The organism is Helicobacteraceae bacterium, assembly GCA_031258155.1.
Classification (GTDB): domain Bacteria; phylum Campylobacterota; class Campylobacteria; order Campylobacterales; family SZUA-545; genus JAIRNH01.
Map to the genome: position 1 here is coordinate 22,225 of JAIRNH010000032.1, position 21,863 is coordinate 44,087.

At 50.5% G+C, this 21,863-nt stretch carries 19 protein-coding genes; 8 read left to right on the top strand and 11 right to left on the bottom strand.

All coding sequences use genetic code 11. The annotated features are described in order from the left end of the window. Positions 1–315: 315 nt before the first annotated feature. The gene (locus LBF86_04675; GenBank protein ID MDR0664799.1) at positions 316–2,613 is read left to right on the top strand and encodes an EAL domain-containing protein; all 2,298 of its coding nucleotides are present in this window, start codon (positions 316–318) and stop codon (positions 2,611–2,613) included. Between the two features lie 956 nt (positions 2,614–3,569). Here LBF86_04675 and LBF86_04680 read toward each other — a convergent pair. From LBF86_04680 to LBF86_04715, 8 genes are all read right to left on the bottom strand, one after another. After that, positions 3,570–3,881: a hypothetical protein gene (locus LBF86_04680; GenBank protein MDR0664800.1), complete on the bottom strand. Its 312-nt coding sequence runs from the start codon at positions 3,879–3,881 to the stop codon at positions 3,570–3,572. Positions 3,882–3,929: 48 nt separating this feature from the next. Then, positions 3,930–4,937, bottom strand: a complete 1,008-nt coding sequence (locus LBF86_04685; GenBank protein MDR0664801.1) for a hypothetical protein — start codon at positions 4,935–4,937, stop codon at positions 3,930–3,932. Further along, positions 4,910–5,338, bottom strand: coding sequence for a hypothetical protein (locus tag LBF86_04690; protein MDR0664802.1), 429 nt, complete (start codon positions 5,336–5,338; stop codon positions 4,910–4,912). The genes LBF86_04685 and LBF86_04690 overlap by 28 nt, the downstream gene beginning before the upstream one ends. Next, positions 5,335–7,011, bottom strand: a complete 1,677-nt coding sequence (locus tag LBF86_04695) for a S8 family serine peptidase (protein ID MDR0664803.1) — start codon at positions 7,009–7,011, stop codon at positions 5,335–5,337. Before LBF86_04695 ends, LBF86_04690 begins: the two co-directional genes overlap by 4 nt. Before the next feature lie 124 nt (positions 7,012–7,135). After that, positions 7,136–7,576 (bottom strand): hypothetical protein, encoded by a 441-nt coding sequence (locus tag LBF86_04700; GenBank protein ID MDR0664804.1) that lies wholly within the window; start codon positions 7,574–7,576, stop codon positions 7,136–7,138. Continuing rightward, a complete protein-coding gene (locus LBF86_04705; protein MDR0664805.1) occupies positions 7,576–9,435 on the bottom strand; it encodes a S8 family serine peptidase in 1,860 nt (619 codons plus the stop codon). The genes LBF86_04700 and LBF86_04705 overlap by 1 nt, the downstream gene beginning before the upstream one ends. A gap of 543 nt (positions 9,436–9,978) precedes the next feature. After that, complete coding sequence (locus LBF86_04710; GenBank protein ID MDR0664806.1) at positions 9,979–10,305, bottom strand: hypothetical protein; 327 nt, start codon at positions 10,303–10,305, stop codon at positions 9,979–9,981. Then, positions 10,302–12,044 carry a hypothetical protein gene (locus LBF86_04715; protein ID MDR0664807.1) on the bottom strand — a complete coding sequence of 581 codons (1,743 nt, stop codon included), beginning with the start codon at positions 12,042–12,044 and terminating at the stop codon, positions 10,302–10,304. The genes LBF86_04710 and LBF86_04715 overlap by 4 nt, the downstream gene beginning before the upstream one ends. Positions 12,045–12,190: 146 nt before the next feature. On the opposite strand from LBF86_04715, the gene pckA reads away from it, so the two are divergent. The 7 genes from pckA (at position 12,191) to hemH (ending at position 19,163) form a co-directional block, all read left to right on the top strand. Continuing rightward, complete coding sequence (pckA, locus tag LBF86_04720; protein ID MDR0664808.1) at positions 12,191–13,768, top strand: phosphoenolpyruvate carboxykinase (ATP); 1,578 nt, start codon at positions 12,191–12,193, stop codon at positions 13,766–13,768. A gap of 67 nt (positions 13,769–13,835) precedes the next feature. Next, positions 13,836–14,657, top strand: coding sequence for a hypothetical protein (locus LBF86_04725; GenBank protein MDR0664809.1), 822 nt, complete (start codon positions 13,836–13,838; stop codon positions 14,655–14,657). 314 nt (positions 14,658–14,971) lie between these two features. Continuing rightward, on the top strand, positions 14,972–16,027 hold the full coding sequence (locus LBF86_04730) for an LptF/LptG family permease (protein MDR0664810.1): 1,056 nt from the start codon (positions 14,972–14,974) through the stop codon (positions 16,025–16,027). 190 nt (positions 16,028–16,217) lie between these two features. Next, the gene (locus LBF86_04735) at positions 16,218–16,619 is read left to right on the top strand and encodes a CoA-binding protein (protein MDR0664811.1); all 402 of its coding nucleotides are present in this window, start codon (positions 16,218–16,220) and stop codon (positions 16,617–16,619) included. Then, positions 16,616–17,824 (top strand): threonine ammonia-lyase, encoded by a 1,209-nt coding sequence (gene ilvA, locus LBF86_04740; GenBank protein ID MDR0664812.1) that lies wholly within the window; start codon positions 16,616–16,618, stop codon positions 17,822–17,824. The genes LBF86_04735 and ilvA overlap by 4 nt, the downstream gene beginning before the upstream one ends. A 3-nt stretch (positions 17,825–17,827) precedes the next feature. Then, entirely contained in the window at positions 17,828–18,145 is a 318-nt protein-coding gene (locus LBF86_04745) for a hypothetical protein (protein ID MDR0664813.1), read from the top strand. Positions 18,146–18,179: 34 nt separating this feature from the next. Continuing rightward, complete coding sequence (hemH, locus tag LBF86_04750) at positions 18,180–19,163, top strand: ferrochelatase (protein MDR0664814.1); 984 nt, start codon at positions 18,180–18,182, stop codon at positions 19,161–19,163. 168 nt (positions 19,164–19,331) lie between these two features. Here the strand turns inward: hemH and LBF86_04755 are convergent, their stop codons facing one another. The 3 genes from LBF86_04755 to LBF86_04765 all read right to left on the bottom strand — a co-directional run bounded on the left by LBF86_04755 (position 19,332) and on the right by LBF86_04765 (position 21,861). After that, a complete protein-coding gene (locus LBF86_04755) occupies positions 19,332–20,453 on the bottom strand; it encodes a hypothetical protein (protein ID MDR0664815.1) in 1,122 nt (373 codons plus the stop codon). Positions 20,454–21,101: 648 nt separating this feature from the next. Continuing rightward, the gene (rimM, locus tag LBF86_04760) at positions 21,102–21,623 is read right to left on the bottom strand and encodes a ribosome maturation factor RimM (protein ID MDR0664816.1); all 522 of its coding nucleotides are present in this window, start codon (positions 21,621–21,623) and stop codon (positions 21,102–21,104) included. After that, complete coding sequence (locus LBF86_04765; GenBank protein ID MDR0664817.1) at positions 21,607–21,861, bottom strand: KH domain-containing protein; 255 nt, start codon at positions 21,859–21,861, stop codon at positions 21,607–21,609. The genes rimM and LBF86_04765 overlap by 17 nt, the downstream gene beginning before the upstream one ends. Positions 21,862–21,863: the final 2 nt, after the last annotated feature.

The following is a 21,863-nucleotide window of genomic DNA, read 5'->3' on the forward strand; positions in this document are numbered from 1 at the left end:
CGCGACGAGCCGTTTTCTCTCTAAGTTCTAAACGAGCCGAGCTAAAGAAAACCCGCCGCGCGCCGTTTGTTCTTGCGAGCGATCTAATCGAGCGCGTTAGGAAAAGGGATCGCAAATTATAACGATAGCTAGACTATCGGCGCCACGCAAAGTTTTTCTAACAAATCGATTTAACGCGATCGGCGTTTGTCTAATCCGCGCCTAATTGACAAAAAACGCCGTCGGTTATCAACTTTAGCGGTAAAACAAACTACCATACATTAGTCGCGACGATTTTTAAGTATTGGAGTAAAATACCGCGTAAAGGGTGGGGAAATGAAAACTTACGCCGTAAAGTTTGAATCTCAGCGACAGATCGAAGAGTTAGTCGAGCGCGAAGGCATGCGTTTGGCTTCCAACTTGCTAGTTTGCGTTTTTTGCGCTTCGCGCGTCAGCCTTTTTAAAATCGCTCAAACGCTGGAAGCGGCGTTGCCTAAAGCCGCGATCGCCGGTTTAAACGTCTGTTGGGCGCTATGCGACGACGATTTTTACGACGATCAGACGACAATAATATTCATAGAGTTTCAAAACGCGAAACCAATCTCGTTTTTGCTAAAAGACGCGAACGAAACCGAAGTAGGCGCATTAGCCTTAGAATTAGAGGGAACAAACGCGAAAAACGCGCTGGCTTTCTGCGCGCAAAGCTCGTGCGAAACTAAGCCGTTTTTGCGATCGCTCGGCAAAATCTTTGAAACTGTAATTTGCGTAAACTCCGTCGCCGCGTCGCTGGTTTGCGACGGCGCTCAAAGCGACGGCGGCGCGGTCGTAGTCGCCTTCGACGAGCCAAACTTCGCCTTTAAGATTAAAAAAAGCGTCGCGCCTATCGCGGCGGGCAAAGAGATGATTGTAACAAAGATCGACGATCATCGCATTTTAGAGTTAGATCGCAAACCTATCGAGGACGTTTCGCGATCTTATCTCGGAGACAATCCGCCCGATATGTTCGTATATCTCAAAGCCGCCGACAACCGCATAGCCGCCAAAATCAACGGCAGAACGCTTATCGATTGCGAGGAGGGAGAGGCGCTGCGGTTTGGAATAACGTCAAAAGCCTCGTTCGATCAAAACGACGAGCGGGATATGAGCGATGAGAAAGCGATCTGGCAGTTTTCAACTCGCAATTTCAAGCGCGTTCAAACCTCCGGCTGCGTTTCCGACGATCTTTTTTTGCTTCGCAAGTCGTCGCTAGAACAAGTTGACGATCTGCTGGTATGGATTGATGAAAAACAAGACGCTCTCAAAGAGATTCGCGACGCGTTCACCGCTAGATTTCTAGGCAGGGAAAACTCTCTAATTCGCCTATTAAACGCTCTTAGCGACGATCTGAACAAGCAGTCTGGGCGGAGCGCGCTAAAACTCTCGCCGCAAAACGACGCCGCGCGACCTCGCAAAGACTCGCTTACGGGGTTACCCGGACGCGGCGGTTTTATCGAGGCGCTTTCGCGCGCCAAAAATCCGTCTGTGGCGATTTTTAATATCGAACGTTTTCGCGATATAAACGACCTTTACGGCTACGAAACCGGCGATCATATTATAAAAGATCTCGCCGCGTTGCTTACAGCCTCGCTAAAAGAGGATATGCCGTCGTTTAGAATAGGCGGCGATCTGTTCGCGGTGTTAGCGGACGGCTACGGCGAAGAGAGCTTTTTAAAAGAGATCGAATCGATACAATCGCTCGTAGGCTCGACGATCTTCTTAGAGGACACGCTTGCCGCGTCCAATATCCGCTTGCGCGCGGGCGTAGCCTACGGAGTCGATCAGGTATTATCCCGCGCCGAAGACGCTCTGCGAAGCGCCAAACGCAAGCGCGTTTCAATCGTTATCGCGGGAGGCGGCGATAATAAAAAGGCGCAGGAAAACCTCAAAGTCCTAAATATCGTTAGGCAGGCGGCAATGCAGCCATGGTGGACGCTCGCTTATTATCAGCCGATAGTCAGAGCAAGCGACGCGCAGATCGTCAAATACGAAGCGTTAATGCGCCTACGAGACGCGAACGGGCGCATATATCAGCCCGCCGCGTTTTTGGATCTGGCTAAGAGGTCGCGTTACTACCCCGAATTAACCAAACGCATATTCGCCGCCACGCTGAAAATGTTCAACGACAGGATAGAGGCGGTCGCTGTCAATTTAGCGCCCGAAGATATGCAAAACCGCGAAACGATGGCGTATATCGGCTCGTTGATCGCCAATTTCAGCGCTCCGAGCCGCATTACGTTAGAGGTAACCGAATCGGAGATGATCGAAGATTATGTAACCGCGATCCAAGCTATGGGCGAGCTGAAAAAAATAGGGGCAAAGATCGCAATCGACGATTTTGGGAGCGGATACAGCAACTTTGCCTACCTTATCAGGTTTCAAGCCGACTACATCAAAATTGACGGCTCGATTGTGCGCGAGATCGACAAAAACGAAAAAGCCTATCAGACATTGGCGGCGATCGTGGATTTTGCCAAACGTTTAGGCGTCGAAACAATAGCGGAATTTGTCGCCGACGAATCGATAGCGCGCAAGACCAAAGAGGCTGGCGTGGATTATTGGCAGGGATACTTTCTAGGGCAACCGGCGCCCATATAAAGCGCTTTGACGTATAACCAATCCCAGACAAGAAAGAGTTGCTCTACCGATAACTAGCGTCTATATAAAAAGTTTGATGCATAACGCGGAGTTTCCAAGCGCCAATTTCCAAAAACGCCGCTTTGTCGCCGCGTATATTAACCCGCCTCCCGTCATTCCCGCGCGGAGCAGGCGCGAGCGCTTCGTAATCGCGGACAAAGGCAGGTATCCATCTTTTATGATCGTCGTTGTGGGTTCTCACACATTTTGTTAAGTCTAATGGGGATGGATTCCCGCTTCGCGGGACGGGCGCGGGAATTGACGACTGACGCGATCGTTAATGGGCGCGACGAAACGAGAGCGGCGGCGGGCGCGTTTTCGTAATGTTTCGAGTCGCGCGATTGTTAAGGAGAAGGTAAGAGGGCAAAAACGTTCGCGGTAGCTTTTGGTCGGACGATTTTTTGGACGTTCGCTCTCTTTTTTTTTGCGCTAAAACGCGCGGATCGTTTTAGGGGTTCGATATACGCAAGCGCTATTGGATTTTCGCTTTCTTCAGCGTTTCGCGGCGCGACATTTGCCCCGCAAGGCGCGCTGGGGGGGAGGGGGAGGGGGGAGAAGAGGAGGTTGCGCGCATACAAGCGCGAGCGGCGGCATAGAAGCTCGTATGCCTTCGCGCCAATTAGAAACGTCAAGAGAAATCGAAACGGCCTAGCGTTTTTTAAGTCTGCCTTCTAGCTTTTTACCGTCGTCGCCTTTAGAAACGATAGCCGACAGAGATCAAAAACGATCTAACGTTTTTAAACTCGCCTTCCAACTTTTTGCCATCGTTGGTTTCGTTGCCTCCGTCATCAAACAAAAACGCTCTGAACTTAGCGCCGACAAAAAATGTTCAAGTTCGCAATCAGCGCCAATCGTCGCCGTTAGACCAGCCCCGTCTAGCGTTAATTTGTTCTCTTCATACGATTGATTCGTCAACCCTATTTCGGCGTAGGGCTTATATGATGGTCTAGATCGCTAAATATATACGTAGCGGTAACTCCGAAATAGTTTATGTCGCAACCGTCGCAATTGACGCTTCCGATCGCGCCGACGACTTGAAAATTGGGCGCTCTGTAACCCGCGCCAAGCTCGAACGCGCCGCCGCCGCTTACTTTAGCCGACAGATCCACGCTTGAACCGCCTAGCGATCTATAGAGGATAACCCCTTCGTTCTCCGCGCCAAACGCGCTAATTGATAAAAGAGGAGCGCATAATACGACCGCCTTTCTCGTTTTAACCCGTAACCGCATTGAAGTCTCCTTGCCTCAAACGGGTTAATTATAAACAATACAATTTCGTTAATCAAGTATGCGAAAACCGGATAATTTTCGGTTTTCAACGTCGTAATAAAAAGCGTAGCCGAAAGTTTGCTTGCCGCTCGAATAGTTTATTTTGCACGAAAGCATCGGATTAAAGTCGAATTTCACCGAGAAATCGTTGATCGTTTGATTGGCGTCGCCGTAACGGGCGATCAGATCGTTTTGGCTAGTCCGCTCGTCGCTACGATCGCAGGCGTTTGGCATATCGTAAAAAACAATCTCGCACGAGGCTTGTTCCATATAGTTGTAGTCAAGCGCCGCGTTTGGCGAGTCAAACTCAAAAAACCGATCCCAAGGAATATTCAAAGCCGCTTCGTCGCGGGAGAGCGCGGCGTAATCCTCGGCGATCTCGCGAAGCCGTCGCAAAGAGCCGATTCGTCCGCGCTCCATATACGGCTTGGCGACGTTTAAGCGCTTATCGTTTTGAAGATAGGCGTTTTTCTCGCCGCTCGTATCAAAGACGAAATCCAGCAGTTCAAAAAACTGCCACGAAGCGTAAAGCCCGTAGCGATCGCGCAAAAACCGATCTACGCGATCGCGGACGCGAAAGATCGGGCTATCGCGCTTGGTTTCATCAACGCCGTCCGGCGTTTTGAGCGCGTTTATGTTTAGCTTGGTTCCCGACGGAGAACAATTTACGTTCACATAAGCGCCGCCCGTCTTAAACGCAAGCGGCAAAGCGTAGAAAATTTTGTAAATCTCGAACAACGCCTCGTTTTCGCAATCGTTTTTATCCTCCGCAAGCGCGCAGATCGCGCCCGCTTCGCTTTTGGCGGTTTTGACTAGCTCGCCAAGAACGGAATTGGACAGATGAAAAAGTATCGAGTTTATCTGTATCGCCGCGTCCCTCGCAGCTACGCGCTCTAGCGCCCGATTTGTCCGCGCGAAAAACAGCGCGGCGAAGCTAAGCATAGCGGCGATAAAAACAAGCGCGATCAACAGCGCCACGCCGCGACGGTTCATTGCGTCGTAGCCGTAGAGCGCCATTCCGGTTTAGCGTAGCGGATATTCGGCTCGTTTGCCCCGATTAACGCCGCTAGGCTTAAATCGTCCAGATCGCCGCCGTTTTCAAATATCCACGTATAGAACTTTCGGCTAATTCTACGAGGTTTTTGCAAATCGTAGCGATCGCTAAAGGCTTCTATATCAGGCTCGCTTTCAAACCCGACGATAATATAGCCCGTCGAAACCGCTTCCATATTTGGATTGCCAAAAAGATAGTATCGATTGGGCTTTGGCGATCGCCCGTTCGCGTAGTTTTTGACGGAGGCGTTTTGCTCTTGCGGCGCGATCGTATAAAAACGGCTTTTGTTTGGCGCTTCTTTGATCTCGATCGCGCCGGCGCTCATAGCGATCGCGGTTAGCGTCGATATAAACAACCTGTTCAACTTCTTCCTTTGATGTAGATCGACCAGCGGCTAATAGCAAAATTCGGACAGTCGCTATTTTTAGCCAGCTCCAGCCTCCAAGTTCCGCTCGCGTTTTCGTCCAAGAAACGCGGCGAGCCAAAACCGTAACCGTCGTCGCCTTCGGCATGTCCCAAGAATGTCGCTCTCATTTGATCGGCGACCAAAGTCGGAATATCATTTTCTACAAATCGCGCCGAAGCGCCAGACGGCGAAATCAGCGTCAATCCAAAGCCGCAACTTTCGTAGTCGGTCAATTTAACGACGATATTGACATACTCGATTTTTTTTATGGGCGACGCGATTACGATCGTTTTCCCGTCTAGCGACGTAATGTTGCGCTCCTCTAGCAGCGTCGTTCCAAGCGAAGCAAAGTCTTTCGCCTTTGTAACGGCGGCGAAAGCGTCAACCGCGCCAAAGCCGTAGTTGTGATTAACATGCCAGCCCGCGCCGTTTGTCCGCCAGTCGCTATCTTGCGGATCGTTTTTTCTAGCCGTAGTCGCTAAGATGTAGCGAACGTCGCGCCACGTTAGATTCGGGTTTGCCTCTAGCATTAGCGCCACTACGCCCGCGACCATAGGAGTCGCCGCGCTTGTTCCGTTCATCAGCGTCGTAAAGCCCCCGTAGTTATTGCGTTTGTGGGGCATAAAGTAGCTTGAGTTAAATCCCGTATCGCAACCTACTATATCCGCGGTTACAATACCGGGTATAACGCCTCCGTTATCGCCGCCGTAAGCGCTAACCAGTAGATTGGCGCCGGGGTTAGAATAAGCGGCGTAACGATCTTGCGCGTCTAGCGCGGCGATCGGCAAAATCTCAAATTCGCTTAGATGAGGCGAGTAATCCGATCGCACTTTACGAGATCGATGGTTGCCGGCGGCGAATAGATAGATCGTGCCTTTTTGACCCCTAGCGTCGCTTGTCCCCTCGTAGATCGCGTCTAAATGTTCCTGATATAGGCAGTCCATTGCGGGATCGCACCCCCACGAGTTGGAAAAAATATCGATCGGCAAATCGTTCCCTCTTGTCGCGCTAAGCAAAGCGGAGAGCGCGTCCACTATCGCCGCGCTGAACCGGCTCTCTTCGATTTCGCCGCAACCTAGCCCTATATTAAGCGCGGCGATTTTCGCGTCTGGAGCCACGCCTATTACCCCGTCGTTGCCTCCTTTGGCGGCGGCGATCGCGGCGGTGGCGGTGCCGTGCGCGCAAGCTCTAGCCGTGAAAAAGGGGTAGGGGTCTTTATCGTTGGTAATGTAGTTCCAGCTCAAATTCTCGTCGTAATTTGGCGCTAAATCGGGGTGAGAGACGTCGGTTCCGTTATCCAAAACGGCGATAACGACGTTTCTTCCCGTTATGTTCATATCCTTCCACACCGGCTCTACCCTAAGATCCGCTCCGGTCGCGATTTGATTCGAGGCGACGCTATTTGCCCCCGCCCCCGTCTTTTGCCCCCAGTTTTTCAGATGCCACTGATACGCCGATAGCGTATCGTCATAGGAAACTCTTTGCGATTCGTAATCGCGCATATCAAAGAGATACGGATTTGTCGTTACTCTAGCGCAGGTCAGGTCTTTGTATGGATCGTCGTCTCCGCCGCCTCCGCCGCAACCGTAATAAATAAACGCTATCAACGCGATTGCTAGAACGACTCTCATATATCCGCCTTACCGCATACGCCAAAAAGCCGATCGCTTTTGCGAGCGAATTAGCCTTCTCTCTCGCGCCAATTATAGCGACCTAAGACAGACAAGGCAAGCTCGTCCGCGGCGGGTTTATAGCCTACATTGTTTTGATTTTGGCTATAAAGTCGGGTTTGGCGAAACTAATATCGCTCTCCTCTTGACCGATTTTACTTGCAAGCGTCAGATCGTCGTAACTTGAAATATTGTTAAACGCCCATGTGTGAAACATTTCGTTAATCTGCTTTGCGTTGGAGAGTTTCCATTTCGCGGCGAAAGCCTCTATTTCGCTTTGGCTCTTTGCGACGCTAAAGCTAACAATCACCGATCCCGTAGAGACATACTCCTGCTGCGGGTCGCCGTTTTTGTAGTAGCGGTTGGATTTAACGCTGTCTGTCGATTGGGCGTTTGGCGTTTGCGGCGCGATGGCGTAGTAGCCGTTTTTGTTCGGCGACTCTTTGATCTCGATAGTCTCCGCGACGACAATAGGCTCGGCGCACGCGATCATCGCTAGCGCCAACGGCAAAAGATAGCGTTTCATTAGTTGCTCCTTCCATGGATTTTAATTCTCCATTCTCTGAAAGTTCGGGTTTGATTAGCGCCGCCAATCGTCAGCTTCCAATTCCCGTCGGCTTCTTCGTCAAGGTGGCGCGCCGTTCCAAAGCGAAATCCGCCGTTAAATATGTTTTTCTGCCACGCGCTGGAGCCTGAGCCGCTATAGTCGTTATAGGCAAGCTCGGATACGGTTCCGTCTGGCGAGGTTAGCGTGATATTTAGCTTAAGCGCCGCCGCCGAATCGTCTATATCGACCCATACGTCAACATGTTCGATTTTATCTATGCCGCTACCAGAAACGTTAATCGTTCTTTCGGTCGGCGACAAAAAATTAACGGAACTGTTTATGTTTTGGGGCTCCTCTTTCGTTTTTAGCGCTCCAAGCGAAGTAAAGGTTTTCGCTTTTTTAACGGCGGCGCAAGCGTTGACCGCGCCAAATCCGTAGTTGTGATTAATATGCCAGCCCGCGCCGTTGTTCTTCCAGTCGTTATTTGACGAATCATTTTTCCTAGCCGTAGTCGCTAAGATATAGCGAACGTCGCGCCACGTTAGATTTGGATTTGCCTCTAGCATTAGCGCCGCTACGCCTGAAACCATAGGGGTCGCCGCGCTGGTGCCGTTCATAAACGCGGTATATTCCCCATTGTTATTTTTTTCGTGCTTTGTTTCGTGTTTTGCGGAATAACCTTTGTCGCACCCTTTAATGTCCGTCGTTAAAATACCTGGATTACTAGATGGTTCGCCGCCGTAGGCGCTAACCAGCAAATTGGCTCCTTTGTTGGAATAATAGGTATATTTGCCGTCGGATCTAAGCGCCGCTACGCTAATCGACTGAAATAGGCTTTGCATGGAGTCGTAGTTGCCGTTGCCGTTATGCTCGCGATGGTTGCCCGCCGCAAACACATATATCCTGCCTTTATTGTTGCGTCCCGTGGTAGCGCCCTCTATTATCGCGTTGTCCAGCAACTCGTTAACCGATATGGCCAATGTAGAACCCCATGAATTAGACGAGACGTCGACCCCTTTGCCCATCGCGCCTGCCGTTTGTGTGTTGCTAGCGGAAAAACCGCAATCAAGCCCGATATTTAGCCCGGCTAACTTTGCCGATGGCGCCACGCCCATAACGCCCGCGCCGTTAGACCCTCTCGCGCCCGCGATGCCAGCCGTCATTGTGCCGTGCGCGCACTCGGCGGTTGTAGCGACGGGGTAGGGATCGTTTTTATTGGTTTTATAGTTCCAGCTTAACGCCGACTTGGTTGGCGCTAGATCGGGGTGCGTAAAGTCGGTTCCGTTATCGACTATCCCGATCGTTACGCCGTTTCCTTTGAAACCTTGCCGCCACGCTAGCAAAACATTAAGATCTTCGCCCGCTTTAAGCGCCGGAGTAAAAACGCCCGACTTTTGCCCGATATTATCTAGGTGCCATTGAAACTTGGCGAGCGGATCGTTACCGGTAATGTTGGAGGTTTTGCCGTTAAGATTAAAAACGGCCGTATCGGTGCTAGTTGGACAAGTCGCCTGCGGCGCGAAGGATAATGGACCGAGTATAAGTTCGTTCAACGTCGTTTGCTCGATATCGGTTTTAATTGCAATCAAAGAATTTACATTGAAATCGCTATTGTCGGTAAAGGTTATCCGAGCGGTTGAATTTGTTAATAGACAAGCGTCTTCGTCGTATTCGTCGTCCTTATCGCTTCCTTCTCCTCCGCAACCCGCAAAAAGCCCAAACGCCGCGAAAATCGCCGCATAGCAGATAAGCGTTTTCATAACTTTCGATCCTTTGGCAAGAGAGAGCGCCCCCCCCCCGCTGGACGGGGTAATAGCCGTCTTACAAACCAAACGCATGCTCTCTCCTTTTTTAAACGCTGAAGCGCGTAAATTAGCTTTGTAAATTATAGCGTTTCGTTACAACTATTCGCATTAAAGTTAGGAGCGATAACGGACGCGCTTTTGGAATTTGTTCGTCGGGCGCGTGGTAAAAAGTCAAAACCCGCCGAAGCGGTTATACGATTAAACGCGGCTGGATATTTACGGGCGAGCGTTAGGAGGCGCGAGCGATCTAATTTTATTGAAAGCCGATCGCGACAAAACCTACAATTTGCGGACCGATTAAGAGCGTCGAGGGATATTTTCGCCGATTTGCCGCCGCGAAAATTTCCAAAACGGGCGAAAATCTCATTTTAACCTACTATCGGCGGGCTTAAAAACCGCCCGCGCAAAACGCGATTTGTAGGCAAACTTAACATAAAAGCGGGCGTTGGGCGGGTTGGGCGCTATAAGCCGATCTCTTTTTGCCGCGACAAAGCGTCCGATCGCGCTAAGCGTCGCGCAGGATTTTATAGCGATCGTTTTGGCGCGCGTTCTTTACGTAGCGTTTTAGCCGCGCGCTTATGGGGCGATAAATTGCGTTTCGCCCGCTTTCGCCTCGATAAAAACTTCGCGGACAATCCCGTCAATTTCCAAATAGATCGTCTCGCCGCTAAAAACGCCGTCGATCTGAACGGCAAAATTATCGCCGTCCGTAATCGTGATCGGCGTTTCGCCGCCTGTTCGCTCCCGATTAGGCATATACAGGCGAACGCGCGATCGCCCCGATACGGCGAAACTATCTTCGTTCGCCAATTCGCCGACGGGCGCGGGAGTTTCGCCGTCGCTTAAACGCGAATCGCCGCACCCAACCAGCAAAAGCGCCAGCGCCAATCGCGATAGCCTCATTTTATCCGCTCCAAGCGGTAAAACTCGCCGTCTTGATAGTTTCGCGCCTCAAAACCGTTGAAGTCTATCAGGCGAAAACCTTCCGGCAGAGTAAGCGGCGCGTTTTCGCCCTCTCCAACGCCGACATAACGCGCGTTTTTAAGCCAGATCGGACTTTGCGGCGTTATAAGCAGTTCGATCTCGCCTTCCTCCGCGGCGAAAACCTGATACATTCCTCCGGAACGCAAGCGATGAAGGCGGTTAAGCGATTGCGGCAGGCGGCTATCGTATTGCGCCCAAAGCGCGGCGCGATCCGTTTCTGCGATCTCGATCGCCTTCGTTACGCCCGTAAGAGCGTCGCTTTTTAGATCGCCGTTTGGCGCAAGCGGGTTCCAGCCGCGCCTAAAAAACGCGACCGCCTTGCGCGGTCTTATCGGAAGCGACGCAAAACTTTCGCCGCCGTATTCCAGCGCGATCGCGCCGCCCCATTTCGCGCGCAAAAACGCCGCGCTTTCGTCGATGATCGTCAAGCGTCGCGGTTCGCCCTCCTCGTCCTCGCCGTAAATCCACCCAAAGGGCAAAAAGCGATCTTCGCTTATCAAAACCGCCTTTGCCTCGAAGCCCTCCGCGTTCAGGCGAACCTCGCTTCCGTTTGGCAGCGTCGGATAAGCCAGATCGCCGCTAAAGAGACGAACGCCGTAGCGATCGGCGTATAACGCGCCGCCCCCCGCTCGCGCCTCCAGCGCGCCGCCGCTTAGGATGGTTGCGCTTAAAGGCGCTGCGATCGATACGCTGCTCTCGCCGATCGCGCCGCGAACGCTCGCGTCGTTCTCGATTGTCAGCGTTATATTTTCGCAACTTAATATATAGCCGCCCTCCGCGCGTTCGGTTAGTTTCGCGCGCGGCGGCGCCAAGAGAGCTAACAGAGCTTTTTTTTGCGCGTCGCGAAACTCTACGCTAAGCCAGCCGCCCTCTAGCGTTTGTATAGTCCGCGAAACCCCGTCGATCGTTTTTGTAAGCGGCGTTTTAGCCGCGCCGAATTCGGATCGCCCGACGATTTTAATATCGATCGCGATCGGCTCCGCGCCCTTAAACGGGATAAAGATAAGCCGATCGTTGCCCAGCGCGTCGGCGTTTGCGATAAACGTCAGCCCTTTATCGTCGATAAACGCGGCGCCCTTTGTAGGCTCCAACGCGATTATCGGCTCGAACTTGAAAGCCGACCAAAAGGGCGTTCGCGCCCTCGCGCCCGACTCTATCTCCAAAAACGCGTCAAGCGCGATCAATCCGCGCTCGGTTATCGCGATCTGTTTTTTGACCAGCCTATCGTCTTTCGCGGCATAAACGGCGAAAAAACCGCCCTTTGGCTCGCCAGAATATACAACTCTGTCGCCTTCGATCGCGAGCGTTCCGTAAGGGGCGCCGCTTAGCGCGGGCGGCGCGTTTTGGGCTAGGTCGTCTATGCGCCATATAAACGGGTTTGACTTCGCGCGGCTTTCAAAGGAGATAAAACGGCTGTAGTCCGCGCCGAGCGGCGCGATCTCGACTAGCCCTTCGCCCTTTTTGCCAAGCGATCTAACCTCGATGTAGTTTTCGTTTTCGTTGATTTTCAGGTCGATGATCGACGGCGTATGATTAACGGCGATCCACTTTTCATTCAAAAACAGCCTGATCCTCTCCGGTTTGCCGTCCGCGCTTAAAACGCGGTGTTCAAACTCCTGCGCGAACGCGAAAACGGCGAAAACAAGAAAAGTCCGCAAATAACCGCCCATTGACGGCATTTTAACCGCGAACGAATAAAAAACGCGCCCCGAACGACTAGTTTTTGCTCTTTGGCAATCAATAAAACTCGCAACTTTAATATAAACAAATCTAAACTACTCATAAAATTTGTAAGGAGATCACAATGATTGATTGGACAAAAGAGCTGAAGCTGGATTCGGTCGGCAGAGTTTATCGCAACCTCTCATACGACGAGATTTACGAGCATGAGAAGAGCAACGGCGAAGTCGTCTTTACAAAAAGCGGCGCGGCGGCGGTCGATACGGGCAAATTCACGGGACGCAGTCCAAAGGACAAATATTTTGTGAAAGCCGATCCGTCGCAAAAATATATCGCGTGGGGCAAGGTCAATCAACCGACCTCGAAAGAGGCGTTTGACGATCTATTCAAGCTCGCTAGGGAGCGTTTGAGCGGCAAGGATATTTACGTGTTTGACGGCTATAGCGGCGCCAACGCCAAAACCCGTAAAAGCGTGCGCTTCGTTACGGAGCTTGCGTGGCAGCACCACTTTGTAACCAATATGTTTATCCGTCCCGATAGGCGGGATTTGGAAAACTACAAGCCCGATTTTATCGTTTATAACGCCTGCAAAACGGTCGATAACGACTACAAAAAACGCGGGCATAACTCCGAGGTGTTTGTGGTGTTCAACGTCGAGGAGAATATCGCGCTGATCGGCGGCACGTATTACGGCGGCGAGATGAAAAAGGGCATATTCACGATGATGAACTATTGGCTGCCGCTTCAGGGTATCCTCTCTATGCACTGCTCGGCAAACGTGGGCGAAAAGGGCGACGTCGCGCTATTTTTCGGGCTTTCAGGCACGGGCAAAACGACGCTTTCAACCGATCCCGCGCGCAGGCTGATTGGCGACGACGAACACGGCTGGGACGACGACGGCATATTTAACTTCGAGGGCGGTTGCTACGCCAAAACGATCAAACTCGATCCCAACAGCGAGCCTGAAATCTACGCGGCTATAAAACGCGACGCTTTGTTAGAAAACGTGGTGGTGCGCGGCGATCTTTCGGTGGATTACGACGACGGGAGCAAGACCGAAAACACCCGCGTGAGCTACCCGATCGAGCATATAGCAAACCACGAAAAGACGCTGAAGGCGGGACACCCAAACAACATTATCTTTCTCTCATACGACGCTTTTGGCGTGTTGCCGCCCGTGGCGAAGCTGACCAAAGAGCAGGCGATGTATTACTTTTTGAGCGGCTATACCGCGAAAGTCGCGGGGACGGAGCGGGGCGTTACCGAACCGCAAACGACGTTTAGCGCCTGCTTTGGAGAGGTGTTTATGACGCTTCACCCGACCGATTACGCCAAGTTGCTGGGCGAAAAGATCGACAAGCATAAGGCTAACGTCTATCTTGTGAATACGGGGCTTAGCGGCGGAGCGTATGGCGTGGGCAAACGAATGAGTATAAAAACGACGCGCGGTTGCGTTAACGCGATCCTAAACGGATCGATCGAAAAAGCCGCGTTCAAAACTACGCCTATCTTTGGGCTTGCGATACCGGAAACATTGGAGGGCGTAGATAGCGCCATTTTGGATCCAAAAAGCGCGTGGGCGGATAAAGCGGCGTATGACCGGACGGCGAAAAAACTCGCCGAAGAGTTTATTAAAAATTTCAAACGCTATCAAGGCGGAAACAGCGCGTTTGATTTCAGCGCCGCGGGACCAAAAGTATAGATCGACGGAGATCGGAAAAGTCCGATCTCGCGTTACATTTTCGTAAGTTTTTAGCGGAGGGCAAAAAGTGGGAGAGCTTATCGGCGTTTATAAAGTTAAAGCGCTCAGATTTTTAGTTATGCGCGTTAGCGGCGCGGGTATATTTGCCATAGGAGCGCTGATCGTCTGGGCGTTAAGCGCTCTTAATTATAGCGGCTCGATTACCGCTCTTGCGGCGTTTGCTCTGTTTCTTCTCGCGTTGGGGGCGTTTTTTATTTATAGCTCGTTTGTATTGAAGCCAAAATACTACTTTGAAGCCTACGAAAACGGCGTGGTCGTCAAACGCAAAAGCGGCGACGTTAGCTTAATGTTTTCGGAAATAGAAGACGTTTTGCCATACGTTACGGCGAGCAGAGAAAATCTTGAATTTAGGATAAATAACGTAGCTTTTCGTAAAGACGCGCAAAACGAATGGTTCGTGATTACTTTTCAGTATGAGAACGGCGCCGCGTTGATTGACGGTTTTCTTGAATTACACGCCGAACATAGAGGTTCAAAACAAGTAGAAGAGATTGAGAAAGCGGGATTTACGTCTATTAAATATGTAGAGAAATCGGCGCTTACCAAAGAGGCTTTTTCGCCAAAAGCGCTTATCGATTCACACGGCGAATATCTAAAAAAATACGAGAATTATAAAACTCTCTATTTGGCGGCGGATCATATAAAAATCGAGAATCAAACCGTCTATTTTGATCAAAGCGATCGAATGGAGATAAAGGGATTGACTTCGGATACGATCTACATAATAGATCAAAACGGTAAAGAGAAATTTTCTATCCCGTATCTCGCGGTATTTTCGCCTGATATTTTTATCGCGATTTTATCGACAAAAGTAGAGTTTAAGCGCTAATGTTCGCTAAAACGATCTTTATTGGCGCTACGAGAGCGGGCGCAGGCATATAGCCCATTACGCGGAGTTAGGGATTAAAGTAGCGCCGTTTAAGCCGATTGAAACGGGCGTAGTCGATCTGATCGCCGACGCGCAAAGGCTTAAAAAGCCGCCGATTCCGCTTGCAATCTAAGTTTTGATCTTAAGAGCCCCGTTCGCTTTGAGCGGGATACGCGGCTTGCCTAGCCGAAAGAGAATTAAGCGGCGCTCGCGCCGCCAACCTTTCGCGTTTTCGCAAATATGATAGCATTCGCGCAATAGTTGGACGGTAGTAAATGCTTGATCGATATATCGCTTGGCTCTATTTTCGCCATACGGCTCTGATTCTCGCCGCGCTGACGACGTTTTTTGTCGGCATGGATACGTTAGGCGCCGCCTCAAAACTGCCGGATTCGGCTAACCTAATTTTACTATTCGCGCTGTTTCGCGCCGCTAGGGCGCTGGATATTATCCTACCGCTCTCGCTGGTTTTCGGCGCGATTGCGACAAACATTCGGCTTGTTCGCTCAAACGAGCTCGTGGCGCTTTATAGCATAGGCGCCTCGCGGCTGAAAACGCTTAAGCCGTTTGTAGTCGTATCCCTTGCGATCTCGTGCGCCTATATCGCGCTCTGCTCGACGCAGTTTGTCTATCTTAGCGACAAAGCCGACGCGATCAAGCAAAAACGCGACTTCTCGACTATCACGCAGGATCTTTTTATCCGCTACGACAACCGTTTCATCTATATTAAAGAGCTTCTGCCGCTACAAAACGAGGCTAGAGGCGTAGATATTTTGGAGGTTATAGACGGCGATCTCTCCCGCTTTATCCGCGCCAAGAAAGGCGTTTTCAAAGACGGCGTTTGGCTGCTTAGCGACGTATCGATCATAACCAAACCCTCCGAGTTAATACTTGGCGATTCGGGCATCGTCGCGGAGGAGCGCGAAAACATGGAGGAGCTGCGGGGATTCAGACCCGACGTTATGGATACGATCTACGAGCAAAAATTCACATATAGTCTAATAGACGCGGCGCGCGCGTGGATACTGTTTGCCAATCAGGATATAAACACCTATCGCATTCGCAGCATACTATACGCTACAATCGTTTTTCCTCTGTTCGCGCCGCTCTTTGTCTCGCTCGTATTTGCTTACGCGCCGGTTAGCCCTCGTTTTTTCAACATGGCTATGTTTAGCTCCGTATCGATTTTATCGGTTTTGGTGGCGTGGGGCGCGCTTTACTCGTTGGCGCAGGCGGCAAAAAACGGCGCCGCGTCTCCCGAAGCCGCGCTTTTGCTTCCGTTTGCGCTTAGCGCCGCGATCGTCGCTCTCCTGCTGAAAAGAAAATTGTGATCCGCGCGAATAAAAGCGTCTTAGCCGCCGTCAATCGCAAAAACGAGGCGGGCTTTGCGGGTTTGGTTTATTAAGCTAGATATGCTCCTTTTTGATATACTGCCGCCAAATAGCGAGAAAACGGGCTTTTGAATATATACGCGTTCAACTCTCCCATTTTTGCGACTATAATCTAGGCGAAACGATACGGATGCGAATAGACTATAAGGCGATTTTTGGCGACGTTAAAACGATAGCGATTGCGGGGCTTTCGCCCGATCCGTCTAAACCGAGCCATTACGTGTCGGAATATCTACAGAAACGCGGCTATAAGATCGCGCCGATATATCCAAAAGGCGAGACGATTTTGGGCGAAAGGGTTTACGGCTCGCTAACGCAAATCCCCGATTGCGTCGATATGGTCGTTATGTTTCGCAAAGCAAGCTACGCAAACGGGCTTATCGACGAGGCGATCGCGCGCGGCGACGTTAAAGTCTTTTGGCTTCAAGAGGGGATTATAAACGACGAGGCATGCGAAAAAGCGGCGCGGCGCGGCATTGTCGCCGTGCAGGATCGTTGCGCTATGAAAATACACAGAGAAACTTGCAAATGATTACTATCAAAGACATACAAGAGGCTAGATCGCGCATAGAGGTCGCGCTGGCGAAAACGTCGTTCGCGTTTGGACCGTTTATCAGCGAATATACGGGGTTAAATATATTTTTCAAAAAAGAGAATCTGCAAAACACGGGCAGCTTCAAATTGCGCGGCGCGTTCAACAAGATCGCCTCGCTTAGCGACGTCGATCGCGCCAAAGGGGTGATCGCCGCCAGCGCCGGTAACCATGCGCAGGGGGTGGCGTATTCCGCTCGCCATTTTGGAATCAAAAGCTATATCGTAATGCCCGAAGCCACGCCGTTACTAAAGGTAAACGGAGTTAAGAGCTTGGGCGGCGCGGCGATTTTGCGCGGCGCGAATTACGACGAGGCTTACGATTACGCCCTATCTTACGCCAAAGAGCGCAATCTTACCTTTGTTCACCCATTTGCCGACGAGGCGGTTATAGCGGGGCAGGGAACGATCGCGCTGGAAATGCTTGACGAGATCGGCGATCTAGACGCGATTGTCGCTCCGATTGGCGGCGGCGGGTTGATTAGCGGCGTGGCGACGGCGGCGAAAGCGCTTAGCCCGAACATTAAAATAATAGGCGTCAACGCCGTCGGCGCGAACGCTATGAAAAACTCGTTTTACGCCAAAAAACCGATCAACAGCCAGAGCGTTCGCACGATCGCGGACGGCATAGCGGTCAGGGACGTTTCTTTAACGACCTTCGAGTATATAAGCTCGCTTTTGGACGATATTGTCGAGGTGGACGACGAGGAGATCGCCAACGCGATTTTGTTTTTGATCGAAAAACAGAAGCTCGTCGTCGAAGGCGCCGGCGCGGTCGGCGCGGCGGCGGCGCTACACAATCGCCTAAATCTTAAAAAAGGCGCTAAGGTCGGCATAATCCTAAGCGGCGGCAATATCGACGTAACGATGCTCTCCGTGATTATCGAAAAAGGTCTGGTGAAATCGCACCGTAAAATGTTGCTAACCGTAACGCTGATCGATAAACCCGGCAGTCTAAGGAAATTATCGGCGGCGCTAAGCGAGGCGAACGCGAATATCGTGCATATCGACTACGATCGCACCGCCCGCTCGCTGGATTACGGCGACGCTTACGTCTCCGTAGCGCTTGAAACGAAGGGCGCGGAACATCAAGAGCAAATCCGCGCTAAGCTGCGCGCCGACGGATTTGCATTCAAAGAGGTTTAATAAATGGAGCATATGCTTTTGTCGTATCAAAACGAGTTGATATTCGGCGTTTTGTTGAATATAGCGCTGACTTTGGGCTTTGGATTATACAAGGCGTTTAACGTTGATATTATGGAGGTTACGAAACTAATCGATCGCTATCCGATCGCTCCTAATTACGTCAAAACTATATTGCTTCTACTTACGCCGTATATCGGAAGTTGTTATGTTTTTTACGAGTTGTTTATGTTGCAAAAAACGATCAATCGCGGCAAAACGGTTTATGACTATATCGAGAATAAGATCGTCAAGGAATACGCTCGGCGGCGATCGAGAAAATGAGCGTTGAAACGGCGATTTTAACAAAGGACGACGATTGAGCGGCTACGCGATCGCGCTTTTGAATATGGGCGGAGCGGCAAACAACAAAGAGGTTCCGCTGTTTTTAAGAAATATGTTCCGCGATCGTCATATTTTGCGAATCGGCTTTCGCCCGCTTCGCTATTTTTTGGCGTGGATAATCGCCTTAAGGCGCAAATCGCAAGCGCTGGCGCATTACGCGCTGATTGGAGAGAGATCGCCGCTGCTAAGTCACGCGAGATCGTTGGCTGATAAGTTATCTAAAATCGCCGCCGCGCCCGTTTTTCTCGTTATGCGATACGCGCCGCCTTTTACCGACGAAGCGGTAAAAGCGATCAAGGCGAGCGGCGCAGATAAGCTGGTTTTGCTTCCGCTCTATCCGCAGTATTCCACCGCTACGACGCTGTCGTCGTTAGAGTGTTTTTACGACGAGATGAAAAAAATATCTTTCGGTCTTCCGATCGCCGTCGTCGATCGTTTTTACGATCATCCGACGTATAACGCTTGCATTGTCGACGAAATTAAAGCGGCGTTAGAATCTAAAAACTCTAACGAATTCGCTTTGATTTTCTCCGCGCACGGCTTGCCGCAAAGCGTGATCGATAAGGGCGATCCGTATCAAAGAGAGTGCGAAGCGCACGTTCAGATTTTATCAAAACGTCTAACGCTAGAAAATATCGATTTTGAAACGATCCGTTTGGCGTATCAATCTAAGGTCGGACCGCTTAAATGGATAACGCCTTCTTTGGATCTCGTTATTAACGATTTACATAGTAAAGGCGCGCGAAAACTATTAATCGTTCCGCTAAGTTTTACGATCGATAATCTTGAAACGGATTACGAGCTTTCGATAGAGTATTACAATCGCGCTAAAGAAAAGGGCTATGAAGAGGTTTTAATCGCCCGTTGCCCAAACGACTCCGATCGTTTCGCCTTAGCGTTAAGCGAGCTTGCGAACGCGGCGGCGATCGTCGCTTTTCCGAACAAGCGCGAGCGCTAGCTAAAACGCCTACTATTTGGCGACGCGTAGCGGGCGCTAACCTGTAAAACGCAACGCCGATCGCGGCGTTACCGCAAGACGCGCGAACTAGACGATCGCGGCGCGTTGCGGACATTAAAAAAAGAAAACCTGATACGCGATTAACGCTTTAGATCGCGCGATCGCTCGCTATTCCTCGCCGTATAGTAATCGCTTTAGCAACGCGGGGCGCTTGTTTAGCGACTTGGCAAGGCGTCCAAAACTCGATAACTTACCGCCTACATTAACGACGCGCCCGTTGCTGTCATAACGATCAATTTGCGTCATATAAAGATTTTTCGCGCCTGCCAAAACAAAGAGATCGCTTAACGCGACTAAGTTGATTTCATAGCGATCCAAGTCGGGATTTGCGTGTAATGTTTTCCCTTTTGTATCGGGTATCCGCGAGACGCAAACAACGCGATCGCCAAAGAGAGCCGCGGCGTAACGCTGAACCTCGTAACTATCGGTGCAAAGCGCGATTTTTCGATCGGCTCTAGCGCGATCGATAACCTTCTTAAGAAACGGCTTGTAGTCGGTTTTATAGTCGCTATGACGAATATGCACGGCGTCGTAATCGCCTAGCTTCTCAACGATCTGTCGTATATGCGATCTAACCTCTGGCGCTAAAGCAAATATATAAAGCGCGTTTATTGCGCTAACGCCGCCTATGCCTTGTTCGTAAACAAGAATATTCTCATTGCATGACTTAGTTATGCTAAAAACGATCCGCTCTCTCGTTTTCGTTTTGACAATATTATCCGCGACATAACCAACTTGATAATATAGAGAGTCTATCGTTCCAAACCTGATCCACTCTCTCTCTCTCTCTCTGATGGTGAAATAACGACCAAGATCGTCTAAAAATCCGCTTTTAGACCCGTCGATATAAATCAAGCGATTATAACGAAAAGCGTAACTTGCGCAACGATCGACCTGAAAAAACATGTCGTTAAGTCCGTTGCGAAGACGGCAGAATACAAATTTTCGCGGCTCGTTAAGCGGAAAATGTTTAAGTCCGAATAAGGATAAAACGAAATAATATACGTTCATAAACGGCAGATAACTTGGCGATTGCGGTCGTTTAGGTCTAAGATTGGCGTATCTTGTTTTTTGCGCGTTATCTATAAATGGAAGCCGTTTAACGACGAACAAAGATAGTTTGTGTAGCCGCTCTATAAAACGCCACAACAAATAACGGCAAAATAAGTCAAGCGTTTTAGTTAAACGAACTATGGTAAGAGCGGCGATATGAGCGAATTTTTCGCGCACTATTTGGCGTTCCTTTTTGATTTGACGGCAAGATTGTAGCGCCGATTACATTACGACAATCGTTTTATGCCTAAGGCGCAACGGACGACGGATCGCGTTTGGTTTGGGTTTTAAGGCGAACTACAACCTTTTGCCGTAGCGAGGGATTGCGAAAGCGGCGCAAAGCGCGATCGAACGCAACTAAATTTTTTGTTATTTCCATAAAAGCGCTAACTCTGATCGTCGTCCCCGCGTTTTACTAAAACCAGCGCCTCCTTGTCATTCCCGCATAGCGCCCGCGCGGACGGAGAAAATAGGAGCGCAAGGCGCGTAGGATTGCGGCAATCCATCTCCCCCTTTCACGCCTTTGGCGCGTCGGATACTCATTTTCGCTGGAATAACGGCGCGACCTATCTATCCAACCAAACGGGCGTTACATCTCTGGATTTTCGCTTTCGCGGGAATGTTGGGGGCGCGCGGATTTTAGCAAAGCGCGGGGAATGACAATGCGCGCGGCGGTTTAATCGCCTACAACGCTAACTTAGATAAAGGTTTGGCGATCGGTTCCATCGCCGCTATCGCTAAAATCAAACGGATCGGCTTCGTCCCGCCGCGTAGATTTTACCGCTTTTCAATAGCGCGAGCAAACGTTGGCGTGTGGGCGCGGCGTTAAAGCTCGTCGATAAGCGCGCGGATATTTTTCATTATCAAACGATTATCTTTCGCGCCCTCTACAAACCGATCGCTATACGGCGCGATCAGCCTTTGCGTTTTGCCCTTGATCTCAAGCGTCAGAAGCGGCGGATCGCCATTTGTTATCTCTACGATTTTGCCTATTATCTCGTCGTTTTCAATCGCCGCCATTCCGATCAGCTCAAACCAAAAACGTTCGCCCTCGTTTAGCTTGATAGCCGCTTTGGTATCGGCGATCGAGGTAAAAAGCTCGTAGTTTGTCAATCGCGCCGCCTCTTCGGGCGCGTTAACGCCTTCAAACCCGATCAAAGCGCGTTTTGCGTCGAAACGATCGACGGTAAGCTCTAGCGTTTGATCGCCCAACGCCGCTTTAAGCGTCCTTCCGATCGTAAAAAAATCCGGGAAATCGGAATCAAGACGAATCTTTAAAAGCCCTTTAAGCCCGAAAGTTTTGCCGATTTTGGCTAGATATAACGCGCCGCTATCTCGGTCGCTCATCTATCGGTTTAACCAAAATGCGGTAACTTACGCCGTCTTTTGCCTTGCAACCGGACACCACGGTTTTGATCGAATTGATCATATTGCCGTCTTTGCCGATAATTTTACCTACGTCCTGCTGGCTCGCGTATATCACAATCTCCGAAAAATCATGATCTACGTCTTCGCGCGTAACCTCGATCTGATTTGGCTCGGCGGCGATTAACCGCGCGAAATCCGCGATAAAATTCTCGACCACGT